The organism is Caballeronia pedi, assembly GCF_001544915.2.
GTDB lineage: Bacteria > Pseudomonadota > Gammaproteobacteria > Burkholderiales > Burkholderiaceae > Caballeronia > Caballeronia pedi.
Genome location: NZ_FCOE02000025.1, coordinates 105,785 through 118,833, shown reverse-complemented (window position 1 = coordinate 118,833; position 13,049 = coordinate 105,785). Strand labels below are relative to the sequence as shown.

The 13,049-nt window shown below is 62.2% G+C and carries 14 protein-coding genes; 10 read left to right on the top strand and 4 right to left on the bottom strand.

Annotation, left to right across the window (positions count from 1 at the left end):
• On the top strand, window positions 1-760 hold a 760-nt coding region (locus AWB80_RS29000), incomplete at its 5' end, for an MFS transporter (RefSeq protein WP_143328151.1).
• 76 nt (window positions 761-836) lie between these two features.
• Here AWB80_RS29000 and AWB80_RS28995 read toward each other — a convergent pair.
• On the bottom strand, window positions 837-1,892 hold the full coding sequence (locus AWB80_RS28995) for a LacI family DNA-binding transcriptional regulator (RefSeq protein ID WP_244206771.1): 1,056 nt from the start codon (window positions 1,890-1,892) through the stop codon (window positions 837-839).
• 134 nt (window positions 1,893-2,026) lie between these two features.
• Between AWB80_RS28995 and AWB80_RS28990 the strand changes: the two genes are divergently transcribed.
• From AWB80_RS28990 to AWB80_RS28980, 3 genes are all read left to right on the top strand, one after another.
• On the top strand, window positions 2,027-2,857 hold the full coding sequence (locus AWB80_RS28990) for an NAD-dependent epimerase/dehydratase family protein (protein WP_061178116.1): 831 nt from the start codon (window positions 2,027-2,029) through the stop codon (window positions 2,855-2,857).
• The gene (locus AWB80_RS28985) at window positions 2,854-3,762 is read left to right on the top strand and encodes an SMP-30/gluconolactonase/LRE family protein (RefSeq protein WP_061178115.1); all 909 of its coding nucleotides are present in this window, start codon (window positions 2,854-2,856) and stop codon (window positions 3,760-3,762) included. The genes AWB80_RS28990 and AWB80_RS28985 overlap by 4 nt, the downstream gene beginning before the upstream one ends.
• Window positions 3,763-3,974: 212 nt before the next feature.
• A complete protein-coding gene (locus AWB80_RS28980; protein ID WP_061178114.1) occupies window positions 3,975-5,324 on the top strand; it encodes an MFS transporter in 1,350 nt (449 codons plus the stop codon).
• Window positions 5,325-5,375: 51 nt separating this feature from the next.
• On the opposite strand, the gene AWB80_RS28975 is transcribed toward AWB80_RS28980, so the two are convergent.
• Window positions 5,376-6,128: a FadR/GntR family transcriptional regulator gene (locus AWB80_RS28975; RefSeq protein WP_061178113.1), complete on the bottom strand. Its 753-nt coding sequence runs from the start codon at window positions 6,126-6,128 to the stop codon at window positions 5,376-5,378.
• A gap of 140 nt (window positions 6,129-6,268) precedes the next feature.
• On the opposite strand from AWB80_RS28975, the gene AWB80_RS28970 reads away from it, so the two are divergent.
• From AWB80_RS28970 to poxB, 6 genes are all read left to right on the top strand, one after another.
• On the top strand, window positions 6,269-7,114 hold the full coding sequence (locus AWB80_RS28970) for an NAD-dependent epimerase/dehydratase family protein (RefSeq protein ID WP_061178112.1): 846 nt from the start codon (window positions 6,269-6,271) through the stop codon (window positions 7,112-7,114).
• A 103-nt stretch (window positions 7,115-7,217) separates the two neighbouring features.
• Window positions 7,218-7,964, top strand: a complete 747-nt coding sequence (locus AWB80_RS28965) for an amino acid ABC transporter permease (protein ID WP_061178111.1) — start codon at window positions 7,218-7,220, stop codon at window positions 7,962-7,964.
• Window positions 7,961-8,614, top strand: coding sequence for an amino acid ABC transporter permease (locus AWB80_RS28960; protein WP_061178110.1), 654 nt, complete (start codon window positions 7,961-7,963; stop codon window positions 8,612-8,614). The genes AWB80_RS28965 and AWB80_RS28960 overlap by 4 nt, the downstream gene beginning before the upstream one ends.
• Window positions 8,598-9,326: an amino acid ABC transporter ATP-binding protein gene (locus AWB80_RS28955; RefSeq protein ID WP_061178109.1), complete on the top strand. Its 729-nt coding sequence runs from the start codon at window positions 8,598-8,600 to the stop codon at window positions 9,324-9,326. The genes AWB80_RS28960 and AWB80_RS28955 overlap by 17 nt, the downstream gene beginning before the upstream one ends.
• A gap of 60 nt (window positions 9,327-9,386) precedes the next feature.
• Entirely contained in the window at window positions 9,387-10,184 is a 798-nt protein-coding gene (locus AWB80_RS28950) for a transporter substrate-binding domain-containing protein (RefSeq protein WP_061178108.1), read from the top strand.
• A gap of 224 nt (window positions 10,185-10,408) precedes the next feature.
• Window positions 10,409-12,130 carry a ubiquinone-dependent pyruvate dehydrogenase gene (poxB, locus tag AWB80_RS28945; protein ID WP_061178107.1) on the top strand — a complete coding sequence of 574 codons (1,722 nt, stop codon included), beginning with the start codon at window positions 10,409-10,411 and terminating at the stop codon, window positions 12,128-12,130.
• 19 nt (window positions 12,131-12,149) lie between these two features.
• On the opposite strand, the gene AWB80_RS28940 is transcribed toward poxB, so the two are convergent.
• Window positions 12,150-12,665 carry an SRPBCC family protein gene (locus tag AWB80_RS28940; protein WP_061178106.1) on the bottom strand — a complete coding sequence of 172 codons (516 nt, stop codon included), beginning with the start codon at window positions 12,663-12,665 and terminating at the stop codon, window positions 12,150-12,152.
• Complete coding sequence (locus tag AWB80_RS28935) at window positions 12,652-13,008, bottom strand: ArsR/SmtB family transcription factor (protein WP_061178131.1); 357 nt, start codon at window positions 13,006-13,008, stop codon at window positions 12,652-12,654. Before AWB80_RS28935 ends, AWB80_RS28940 begins: the two co-directional genes overlap by 14 nt.
• Window positions 13,009-13,049 lie beyond the last annotated feature (41 nt).

Below are 13,049 nucleotides of genomic sequence, written 5' to 3'. Positions count from 1 at the left end.
CGTCGGCGCGATCGGTCTCGTGTGGCTCGTCGTGTGGTTCTTCATGTATCGCCAGCCGGACGGCAGCGCGCAAGAAGATGATCTCGCGAACGAAGGCGACGAAACCCGCGCCGCCGATGCCGCCAACGCGAAAGCAGGCGCACCGGGCTTCAAGGTGCTCATCAAGAAGCGCGAGACGTGGGCGTTCATCGTCGGCAAGTTCCTGACGGACCCGGTGTGGTGGTTCTATCTGTTCTGGCTGCCGAAGTGGCTGAACGAATCGCGCGGCATGGACATGCAGCACATCGGCTTGCCGCTGGTCGTGATCTACGCGATCACCACCGTCGGCAGCATCGGCGGCGGCTGGATTTCCTCGACGCTGCTTAGCAAGGGCTGGACCGTGAATGCGGCGCGCAAGACCGCGATGCTGATCTGCGCATGCGCCGTGCTGCCGATCGCGTTCGTGTCGCAAGCGGAAAATCTGTGGGTCGCGGTGGCGATCGTCGGTCTCGCGGCGGCGGCGCACCAGGGCTGGTCAGCGAATCTCTTCACGACGGCCTCGGACATGTTCCCGCGTCGTGCGGTGGGCGCGGTGGTCGGCATCGGCGGCATGGCCGGTTCGATCGGCGGCGTGCTGTTCTCGGAAGTGATCGGTCAGGTGCTGCAACGCACGGGTCACTACTGGGTGCTGTTCGCGATCGGCGCTTCGGCGTATCTGATTGCCTTCGGGATCATGCACCTGCTCACGCCGAAGATGACGCCGGCGAAGCTCGAAGCGTAATACGGTTCAACCGGTCATTCACATCGCCATGCGCCGCGCCGCCAGCACTCGCAACCTGCAGGCGGCGCGGCGCGCGTCATGCGGCGGCGGCAGTCGATTCGCGCACGATGAGCCGCGGCTCGAACATGGAGTTGCCCGGATCGGGATGGCCGGCGAGGGCGTCGATGAGCTTCTGCATCGCCAGTTCGCCCATCTTCTCGCTCTGAATGTCGACGGTGGTCAGGCCCGGTGCGGCGTACGCACCGTAAGGCACGTTGTCGATGCCGGTCACCGACACGTCCTGCGGCACGCGAATGCCGAGCGACGCGGCTTCTTTCATGAAGCCGAGCGCGATCAGGTCGTTGTAGCAGATCACGGCCTGCGGGCGCTTCGGGCCGAGCATCACGCGCGAGCAGGCTTGTTCGCCCGCGAGCGAAGTCGGTGCGTGGGCTTCGTAGACGTCGAGTTCGAGGCCCGCTTCGGCGAGACACTCGCGCGCGCCGCGAATCCGTTCATCGTTGATGCGCGCATGCTCGAAGCCGAGATAGGCGATGCGGCGATGCCCGAGATCGAGCAAGTGACGCGTGAGCATGTAAGTGGCGAGCCGGCTGTTGATGCCGACGCTCGGAATCGGCAGTTCCGCGTTGCGCAGCAGCACGACCGGCTTGTCGAGGTCGAGCATCCAGCGCGCGTCATCGTCGGCGAGGCGCGAGCTGACGAGCAGGCCGTCCACGCGTTGCGCGAGCGCTTCGATGAGCGGACGTTCACGCGCCTGGTTCTCGTCGATATCGACGAGCAGCAGCGTGTAGTCGTGCCGCAGCGCGATGCGGTTGGCGCCCTTCACGACATGCGTGAAATGCGGGTTGCTGATGTCGAGGATCGTGATGCCGATGGTGCGCGTCTTGCCTGTGATCATCGAGCGCGCAAGCGGGTTGGAGCGGTAGCCGAGCGAATCGATCGCTTCCTTCAGCTTGGCTTCGACGGGCGCGGAGAAACGCTGCGCGCCGTTGATGAACTTGGACACGGTTGCGACGGATACGCCTGCTGCGGCGGCGACGTCGCGAATGGTCGGGGAAATTTTCTTCATTAGGAGGGTAACGTTTTCGCGTGTTAACGGATTGTCGCAGAAAATCAGGAAACAATGACATAGCATCCTGTATTTTGCATGCGGCCTTTTGCATGCCAAGCGACAATCGGCGGGCTGTGCGACCGATCGCCGCGATCTCGAAAACGTTTTCTTCCTTTTTGCTTTCAACGTATTCATCCACGTATTGGACAGGAGTCTCGATGAATCAGCCAAACGCAGCGGGCAAGCCTTTCAAGCGCCTGCTTCTGACCGGCGCGGCCGGCAATCTGGGCCGTCAGTTGCGCGGCCCGCTCGCGCAATGGGCCGATGTCGTGCGGCTCTCCGACATCTCTCCGCTCGACGATGCAGCGAGCCATGAAGAGGTGAGCGCCGTCGATCTCGCGGATCGCGAGAAGGTGATGCAGCTTGTCGAAGGTGTCGATGCGATCGTGCATCTGGGCGGCATCTCGATCGACGCGCCGTTCGACGATCTGATCGAAGCGAATATTCGCGGCACGTACAACATTTACGAAGCGGCGCGCCGTTACGGCGTGAAGCGCATCGTGTTCGCAAGCTCGAACCATGCAATCGGCTTTCATCCGGTCACCGAAGTGCTCGACGCGGATTCGCCGCATCGACCGGACAGTCTGTATGGCGTGACGAAATGCTTCGGCGAATCGCTGTCGCGCTATTACTTCGACCGTTTCGGCATCGAGACAGTGAACCTGCGCATCGGTTCGTCGTTCGAGGAGCCGAAGAATCCGCGCATGCTCGTCACGTACCTGAGCTTCCGGGATTTCATCGAACTCGTGCGCTGTTCGCTGTTCACGAATCGCGTCGGTCATGCGGTCGTGTATGGCGTGTCGGACAATCCCGTGAAGTGGTGGGACAACGCGAAGGCGGGCTTCCTCGGCTTCAATCCGCAAGACAGCTCGGCGAAGTTCGACGGGCTGTTCCCGGTGTCCGGCCCGACCGCGGATCGCGATGACCCCGCGCAGCGCTTCCAGGGCGGACCGTTCGTGCTCGGCGAGCCGATGGAGCGCAAGCGATGAGCGCAGCGATTCGCGCGGAGCGGCTCGACGCGGGCGGTCGCGCGACGGTGGGCGAATGTCCGGTATGGCGCGCGCAAGAGGGCGCGCTGTATTGGGTCGATATCCCGGCGCGCCGCATCGTGCGGTTGGAGATCGAAAGCGCGCGTCGTCAGGAATGGGCCTTCGCCGAACAGGTCGCGTGCTTTGCGTTCGATGCGGCGGGGCGCGTGGTCGCCGGCATGGAGAGCGGGATGTTCGGCGTGACGCTCTCCGGTACGCACGAAGCGCGCGCCGTGAAGCTCGCCGCGCCTGTTTTTCCGGCGTCGGGCATGCGTTTCAACGATGGCCGTTGCGACCGGCAAGGGCGCTTGTGGGCCGGCACGATGGTGCAGGACATGTCGCTCGCGAGTCCGGCCGGCGCGCTTTATCGCTTCGATGAGCACGGCGCATTGTCGGCGCCCGTCGTCGATGGTTTGATCACCCAGAACGGCCTTGCCTGGTCGCCCGATGGCAGGACGATGTATCTGTCGGACTCGCATCCGCAACGGCGCCTGATCTGGGCATTCGACTTCGACCCCGACACCGGCACGCCGGGCGCACGACGCGTGTTCGCCGATCTGCATCACTATACGGGCCGCCCCGATGGCGCGGCCGTCGATGCCGATGGCTGTTACTGGACCTGCGCCAACGATGCGGGACGTCTGTTGCGCTTCACGCCGCAAGGCAAGCTGGACCGGGAGATCGCATTGCCCGCGAGCAAGCCGTCGATGTGCGCGTTCGGCGGCAGCGACCTGAAGACGCTCTACGTCACGACGATTCGTCCGGCAACAAATGCCACTGAGGACGATGGCTACCTGTTCGCTTTGAACCCCGGCGTGCAAGGCTTACCGGAGCCGGATTACGCGGGTCTGTTACCGGTCGCATAAACTTCGACGATCGGGCCATTTCTACGCACAGTCTGGGATGAATGCGCGCTGATGCACTGCATTGGCGCGTTTCGTATCGATGGACACGTGCCGCTTCGGAACCGATACCAAGGTCAAACACCAATGCTGTAGTTTCTCGGTAAAGAGTAGTCTCCGCAGGTACCTCAAAGTACTCAGCGATCGACTGATTCTCTAATCCGGAGGAGACATTGATGGACCTTGAAGCTCGCACCATGAAGCGCGTGATGGTTCGCCTCGTGCCGTTCCTGATCCTGTGTTACTTCATCGCATATCTCGACCGCGTCAACGTCGGGTTCGCCGCCTTGCAGATGAACAAGGCACTTGGCTTTACCGCCAGCATGTTCGGCTTCGGCGCCGGCATTTTCTTTATCGCCTATTTCTTTTTCGAGGTTCCGTCCAACCTGCTGCTCGAACGATTCGGCGCGCGTCGCTGGATCGCGCGCATCATGTTCACGTGGGGCATTCTCGCGGCGGCGATGGCCTGGATTCCGCACATCGCGCAGTCGACCGGGCTATCGAATGCCTATGTGTTCTATGGCTTGCGCATTCTTCTCGGCGTCGCGGAGGCGGGCTTCTTTCCGGGCATCATCTTTCTGCTGACCTTGTGGTTCCCGGCGAAGTATCGGGGCCGCGTCGTCGGATACTTCATGGCGGCGATTCCGTTGTCGACCGTGATCGGCGGGCCGATCTCCGGCGCGCTCCTGCAGATGGATGGTCTGGGCGGCATGCAGGGCTGGCAATGGCTCTATCTGATCGAAGCGGTGCCCGCGCTGTTGCTCGCCTTCGTCGTGTACTTCTATCTGACCGACAGGCCCTCGGATGCGCACTGGCTCGCGAAGGAAGAGCGGGACTGGCTCGTCAACCGGCAGGCGCAGGAGCGGGCGCATCGTGAATCCGTGCACGCGTTCAGCGTGAAAGAGGCCATTCTCAATCCGCGCGTGCTGGCCATCGCGTTGATCTACTTCGGCGCGAATGCGACCAACTATGGCCTGAGCTTCTTCCTCCCGCAGATCGTGAAGGCCTTCGGTCTCACCAATCTGCAGACCGGCTTCGTCACGTCCCTGCCTTATGCGGTCGGCGTGGTCAGCATGGTGTTGTGGGGCCGCCATTCGGATCGCAAGCTCGAACGCCGCTGGCACGTCGCGATTGCATTGATGGTGGCGGCGGGCGGCATCGCGGCTTCGGCGGGACTCGATAACCCGGTGATGAAGATGATCGCGCTGTCGATCGCGGGCTTCGGCATCTTCGGCTGCCTGCCGGTGATCTGGACGCTGCCGGCTTCGTTCCTGTCGGGTGCGGCTGCTGCCGGCGGTATCGCGGCGATCAATTCGCTCGGCAATCTCGCGGGCTTTTTCGGCCCGTATGCGATGGGCTGGATCAAGGACAGCACCGGTGGCTTCGGAGCGGGTCTGCTGTGCCTTGCGGGGGCAGGCATGGTCGGTGTAGCGGCGGTGCTGCTGCTGCATCACGATTCGTCGATGGAGACGATTGCGGGCACGCATGATGCCGATGGCGGCGAGGTGGAGATGGCGGCTCGTTGAAGCCTTCGTATCCGTGGCAGGGACTGTCGATAAACGGTTCTTGCCACGCATTCATTCGGAAGCAGCCTGCGCCCGCCGCAACCTCTCCCGGCTATTGATCAAATGCAAACGCATCGCGGTGCGTGCCGAATCGGCATCGCCGCGTTCGATCGCATCCGCGATCTGCTCGTGCTCGCGATTCACGCGCATCAGATACTCCGCGTATTGATCGCGTGGAATCGGCGTCGCGGTGATACGCGTGCGTGGAATCATGCGCGCGCCGAGATGCTCCATGATCTCGACGAAATATCGGTTACCCGTCGCGTGCGCGATCTCCATGTGAAAACGCAGATCGGGCGATACCGTATCCGTTGCATGGCCGACGCTCTGCGCGAAATCGGTCAGCGCCGAACGCATCGTCGAAAGACGGGCGGCGTCGCAACGCATGGCGGCGAGTCCCGCGCTTTCGGTTTCGAGGCTGATGCGCAATTCGAGAATCGCCAGCGCATCGATAGAGCCCGCGACATCGGCGGGATCGAGCTGCAAGAGCGGCGACGTTCCCGCCTCGCACACGAAGGTGCCGATGCCATGCCGCGTCTCCACGAGTCCCGCTGCCTGCAATCGCGATAGCGCCTCGCGCACCACGGTGCGGCTCACGCCGAAGCGCTGCACCATTTCCGCTTCGGTCGCGAGACGGCTGCCGGCCTTCAATTCCTCGGTATCGATTTGCGAGCGCAATGCATCCACCAGTTGCGCGGTAAGGCTGCGTCGCGCGCCAGCAAAAGCCGTGGATGCATCAGCGGGAAGATCGGGCGATAGCGTCACGGCGTTCTCGTTGGAAGGGGTTTTACACACATTGACAAATCGGTCGGTAAATGATGATATGCGTCATGCAGTGATATGACAACGTACAAGAAGATGCGTGCAGGGTAATCCCTAGCCGATCTCGCTGGAGACACAACTCGATGGAACAACAAAACGGCACGCTATCAACGTGCGACTTCGCGCAATTCGACCGCTTGCTGCTGACCGGCGCCGCGGGCGGAATCGGTCAGGCGATCCGGCATCGCGTCGCTGAATTCGCGCGGCGCGTGCGCATTTCCGACCTGCCTGGCGTACTGAGCGGCGACGCCGCCCCTCACGAAGAAGTCGTCGCGTGCGATCTGTCCGACCGGCAGGCCGTCGATGCGCTCGCGAAGGATTGCGACGCGATCATCCACCTCGGCGGCGTATCGGTGGAGCGACCGTTCGAGGAGATTCTCGAAGCGAACATCAAGGGCGTATTCAATCTCTACGAAGCGGCGCGCAGGCAAGGCGTGAAGCGCATCGTGTTCGCGAGTTCGAATCACGTCACGGGTTTCTATCGGCAGGACGAACGAATCGATGCCACCGCGCGCAAGCGTCCCGATGGCTACTACGGCCTGTCCAAATCGTTCGGCGAAGACATGGCGCAGATGTACTTCGACCGTTACGGCATCGAGACCGTGAGCATCCGCATCGGCTCGGTGTTTCCGGAGCCGAAGGACCGCCGCATGATGGCGAGCTGGATGAGCTACGACGATTTCCACGATCTGCTGCGCCGCAGCCTGTTCACGCCGGATGTCGGACACACTATCGTTTTCGGTATGTCCGCGAATGCGCACACATGGTGGGACAACCGCTGCGCCGCGCATCTCGGCTTCGTGCCGCACGACTCGTCCGAGCCGTTCCGCGCAAAGATCGAGGCGACGCCGCCGCCCGCGCCCACCGATCCGGTGGCCGTATTGCAAGGCGGCACGTTCACGACGACAGGCCCGTTCGACCCGGTTTAATGCATGCAACATGCAGTATCACGGCATTCATGGTATGTCGTCATACATCCAGTTTTGGTCACGTTGAAAGACGCGACCAGACCTCACAGGGACATTCGCCGTCATGTTTTCTCTTGATTTCTCGCCGCTATGGCCGTACTGGCCGACGTTCCTGCTAGGCGCATGGCTCACGCTCAAGATGACCTGCGTGGCCGTGTTCTTCGGGCTGATCCTCGGGATGCTGGTCGCGTTCGCCAAGCGCGCGAAGTTGCCGGTGCTCACGCGCATCTGCATCATCTACATCGAGGCGGTGCGTAACACGCCGTTCCTCGTGCAGATCTTTCTGTTGTACTTCGGTCTCGCGAGCATAGGCTTGCGCATGCCGACCTTCGCGGCCGCCGCGCTTGCGATGACGATCAACATCGGCGCCTACGCAGCCGAGATCATTCGCGCGGGGCTTGAATCCGTGCCGCGTGGACAGATCGAAGCCGCTGAGTGTCTCGGGTTGCCGAAGTGGCGCATCGGCTGGCATGTGATGCTGCAGCCTTCGATCGAAAAGGTGTATCCCGCATTGACGAGCCAGTTTCTGCTGATGATGCAGGCCTCGGCGATCGCCTCGCAGATTTCGGCGGAGGAGCTCACGGCGGTCGCCAACACCGTGCAGTCCGATACGTTTCGTTCGCTCGAAACCTACATCGTGGTCGCGGTGCTGTATCTCGTGCTGTCGCTGATCATCAAGCTCATTGCGTGGGCCGTGGGCGAGCATCTCTTCAAGCGCCGCCGCGCGATTCGTCTCGCCGCGAAGCGTGCGGGCAAGACGCCGCCCGATCCGCAGCGCATCGATACCGTCATTCCGGGAGGTGCGGCATGAGCGGCGGATTCACGTCGGCGCACCTGATCTATCTGGTGCAATCGATCGGCTGGACGCTGGTGCTTTCCGTGCTCGCGTTCGCGCTCGGCGGCATCGGCGGCTTTTGCGTGATGCTCGCGCGCATTTCGCCGCGCGTGTGGCTCTCGCGCGCCGCGCTTGTCTATATCGAGGCAATTCAGGGCATTCCGCTGCTGATCCTGCTTTTCATCGTGTACTTCGGATTGTCGGTGTACGGCTATCAGGTGCCCGCGCTCGTCGCGGCCGGTCTCGCGCTGATGGTGTATTCGAGCGCCTATCTCGGCGACATCTGGCGCGGCTGTATCGAAGCGATGCCGAAGCCGCAATGGGAAGCGTCGGAGTGCCTGTCGCTCACGCGCTGGCAGACCTTGCGCCTCGTGATCATCCCGCAGGCGATGCGTCTCGCATTGCCGCCGACGGTCGGCTTTCTCGTGCAGCTCATCAAGATGACGTCGCTCGCTTCGGTGATCGGTTTCGTCGAACTGACCCGCGCGGGGCAAATCATCAACAACTCGATCTTCCAGCCGTTCCTCATCTTCGGACTGGTCGGCGCTTTCTATTTCGTACTGTGCTATCCGCTTTCGCGCTGGAGCCAATCGATGGAGAACAAGCTCAATGTCAGCAATCGTTAAGGTCGGCGATATTCACAAAAGCTTCGGCTCGAATCACGTGCTCAAGGGCGTGTCCTTCGAGATCGAGAAGGGCGAAATGATCGCCGTGATCGGCGCGAGCGGTTCGGGCAAGAGCACGGCTTTACGATGCATCGATCGTCTGGAAACCATCGACCAGGGCGAGATCGAAGTGTGCGGCATTCGCGTCGACGATCCGAAGGTCGATCTGCATCTGTTGCGCCGCGAAGTGGGCATCGTGTTTCAAAGCTATAACCTCTTTCCGCATCTGACGGTGGAGGAGAACATCATGCTCGCGCTGCGTCACGTGAAGAAGATGTCGCGCGACGAAGCGCGACGCATCGCGATGAACGTGCTGGAGCAGGTCGGTCTCGGACAGAAAGCCGACGCCTATCCCGAACAGTTGTCGGGCGGACAGCAGCAGCGCGTGGCGATTGCGCGCTCACTGGCGATGTCGCCGAAGGTCATGCTGTTCGACGAAGTGACCTCGGCGCTCGACCCGCAACTGACGGGCGAAGTGCTGCGGGTGATGGAAGACCTCGCGGCCGACGGCATGACGATGCTGCTCGTCACACACGAGATGGCCTTCGCGAAGCGCGTGGCCGACCGCATCATCTACATGCATCAGGGCAAGGTATGGGAAGTGGGAGACGGCAGCATGCTCGACGCACCCCGCACACCCGAATTGCGCGCATTCCTCGATAACGGACTGTGATACCCCGGCATCGATTCAAAGCAACATCAACATCAACATCGATAACGACGGAGACTCGACTTGAAAGCGAAGACAATCATTGCACGCGCGGCACTCGCAACCCTGATGATGGCAGGCGCAATCCACAGCGCGATGGCCGATGAACTCGACGACATCAAGAAAGCAGGCGTCGTGCGCGTCGCGATCGCGATCGGCACGCCGCTCTTCAGCTATGCGGACCAGAACCTGAAGCCGGCGGGCTCGGACGTCGATACCGCCACCGCGCTCGCGAAGGATCTCGGCGTGAAGCTCGAACTCGTGCAGATCACCAATGCCGCGCGCATTCCGACGCTGCAGGCAAAGCGCGCGGACCTCGTGATTTCCTCGCTGTCGGTTACGCCCGAGCGCGCCAAAGTGGTGGATTTCTCGAACCCGTATGCGGTGATCTCGATCATCGTCGGCGGCGTGAAGTCGGCCAGCGTGAAGAGTTACGCGGACCTCGACGGCAAGACCATCGGCCTCACGCGCGCGACAGTGAACGACACGCTCACGACCCAACAGGCGAAGGGTGCGCAAATCCAGCGCTACGAGGACGACGCGACGCTCATCACGTCGATGGTCACGGGTCAGGTCGACATTTTTTCGAGCACGCCTTCGAACCTGAAGGAAATGCAGGACCGCGCGCCGCAACGCAACATCGAGATGAAGTTCGAGCAGAAGACCTTCGATCTCGGCATCGCGATGAACAAGGATCAGCCGCGCCTGAAGGAATGGGTGAACAACTGGGTCGGCACGAACATGAAAAGCGGCAATCTGAACACGATCTACAAGAAGTATCACGGGCGTGATTTGCCGGACAGCGTGCGCAAGGGCGCGTGATTTCGCCAGGAACAAGGTATTAAAAATGCCTCGCGCGCATGGCGCAACGCCATGCGCGGAACCGGCCGCTCAGCGGGGTTCAAGACAGCCCGCATTGCTCCGGCGTACACTTCCCCCTGCATTTTGAATCCTGCATGCATTGAGCCATCACGGGGGCGCGCCGCTGTGCTCTATCGCGCGCGATCCGTCATTCATTGGACTGCCTCTTCATCACAGGAAGCATCATGGCCAAGAGTACGAATGCCGACTATCTCGCGAAAACACTTGCCGCAGCGGGCGTGGAACGTATCTGGGGCGTCACGGGCGACAGCCTGAACGGGCTCGCATTCAGTCTCGAGCGCGTCGGCTCGATCCGCTGGATGCATACGCGCCACGAAGAAGCCGCCGCCTTCGCGGCCGGCGCGGACGCCGCCGCGACAGGCAAGCTCGCCGTGTGCGCGGGCAGTTGCGGGCCGGGCAATCTCCACCTGATCAACGGCCTCTACGATTGCCATCGCAATCACCAGCCGGTGCTCGCGATTGCCGCGCACATTCCATCGACGGAGATCGGGCTCGGCTACTTCCAGGAAACGCATCCGCAGGAATTGTTCAGGGAGTGCAGTCACTTCGTGGAACTGGTGACGAATGCATCGCAGTTCCCGCGCGTGCTGGAACGCGCGATGCGCGCGGCGATCGATCAGCGCGGCGTCGCGGTGATCGTGCTGCCGGGCGACATCGCATTGAGCGAGGGCCCGAGCGAGCCGCCGCGCTGGACGGCGAGCGCTCCGGGCGCGATCGTGCCGTCGGATGGCAATCTCGAAAGGCTCGCGGCGCTCCTGAACGGCTGCGAAGCGGTGACGATCATGTGCGGCAGCGGCGTGGCAGGCTCGCACGACGAAGTGGTAGCGCTCGCCGATACGCTCGGCGCGCCGGTCGTGCATGCGCTACGTGGCAAGCAGTTCATCGAATACGACAATCCGTTCGATGTCGGCATGACCGGTTTGATCGGCTTCAGTTCGGGCTATCACGCGATGATGTCCTGCGACACGCTGCTACTTCTCGGCTGCGATTTTCCGTATCGCCCGTTCTATCCGCCGCAGGCGAAGATCGTGCAGATCGACTGGCGCGGCTCGCAACTGGGCCGCCGCGCGCCGCTGGAGATGGGGCTCGTCGGCACCATCAAGGAGACGCTGACGGCGCTCCTGCCAAAGCTTCAACGCAAGGACGAACGCCGTTTCCTCGAGAACGCGCTCAAGCACTATGCCACCGCGCGCAAGGATCTCGACGACCTCGCGACGCCGTCCGCGCCGGGCCGTCCGATTCATCCGCAATACCTGACGAAGCTCGTCGATGAAATCGCGGCGGACGACGCGATCTTCACCGTGGACGTCGGCACGCCGACGCTCTGGGCCGCCCGCTATCTGACGATGAACGGCAAGCGCCAGTTGCACGGTTCGTTCAATCACGGTTCGATGGCCAATGCGATGCCGCAGGCGCTCGGCGCGCAGGCCGCGCAACCGCAACGGCAAGTGGTGTCGCTATCCGGCGACGGCGGGTTGTCGATGATGCTCGGCGATCTTCTCTCCCCCGTGCAGCTCGACTTGCCGATCAAGGTCGTCGTGTTCAACAACAGCCTGCTCGGCTTCGTGTCGATGGAGCTGAAGGCGGGCGGCTATCTCGACACCAATGTCGATCTGAGCAAGACCGACTTCTCGCAAATCGCGAAGGGCGCGGGCATCTGGTCGGTGCGCGTGGAAGAATCCGAGCAGCTTGAGAACGCGCTGCGCGAAGCGTTCGCGCACAAGGGGCCGGCGGTCGTGGATGTCGTCACGTCCAAGCACGAACTCGCGATGCCGCCGACCATCGAGCTGTCGCAAGCGAAGGGCTTCAGCCTCTACATGTTGCGCGCGATTCTGAGCGGGCGCGGCGATGAAATCGTCGAGCTTGCGCGCACGAACCTGCGCTGAGGCGAGGCAGCGCGGCCCTTCACGGGCCGCGCAGGAAGTCGGCGAGCTGATCGAGCGTGCCGCCATATCCTTGTTCGAGCGATGGCCGCAAGTCATCGAAATAGCGCTGTTCTTCCGCACTCGCGCCAAAAGGCGTGGCGCGCAGCGCGACCAGGGTTTTACCGTCCTGATCGCTGAACGTCACGAAATTCTCGATCTCCAGCGGACATACCTCGCTGAACGGCGCGCGCGCGATGCCGCAGTTTTCGTTCGCGAACGAGTTCAGCCACACGATGCGCTCACGCTCCACGATCTCGCGATAGTTGAAGCGGCCATACATTGCGGGTGCGCCGGCGAACTGCATCGCGTAATGAAAGAAGCCGCCGGGACGGAACTCGAAGCGACGTAGTTCCAGCGTGCAGCCTTTCGGACCCCACCAGCGCGAGATCTGATCCGCCTCGCTCCAGGCTTGCCAGACGCGTTCTCGCGGCGCATCGAATACGCGGTTCATCTCGAAGGCCACGCTGGCGGCGGCCGTGTCGTTACTTTGCGGCATGTTTTTTTCCTTTAGGCGTTATCTTTGCGGTGGTCTTCAGAAACGCGTCGAGCCGGTCGAAGCTCGCTTCCCACAGCGACCGATACGCGTCGACCCAATTCGCGACTTCGCTGAGCGCAGCAGGTTCGAGCCGACAGGGACGCGTCTGCGCGGCGCGCGAGCGCGAGATCAGGCCTGCGCGCTCCAACACCTTGAGATGCTTGGAGATGGACGGTTGTGTCATCTCGAACGGCTCGGCGAGTTCGTTCACGGTGGCTTCGCCGCTCGCGAGCCGCGCGACGATGGCACGTCGCGTGGGATCGGCGAGCGCCGCGAATACCTGATTCAAGTCGTCTTCACGCATGCGATTCGATGGCCGATCGGTTATATAGCTAATGAAGAATA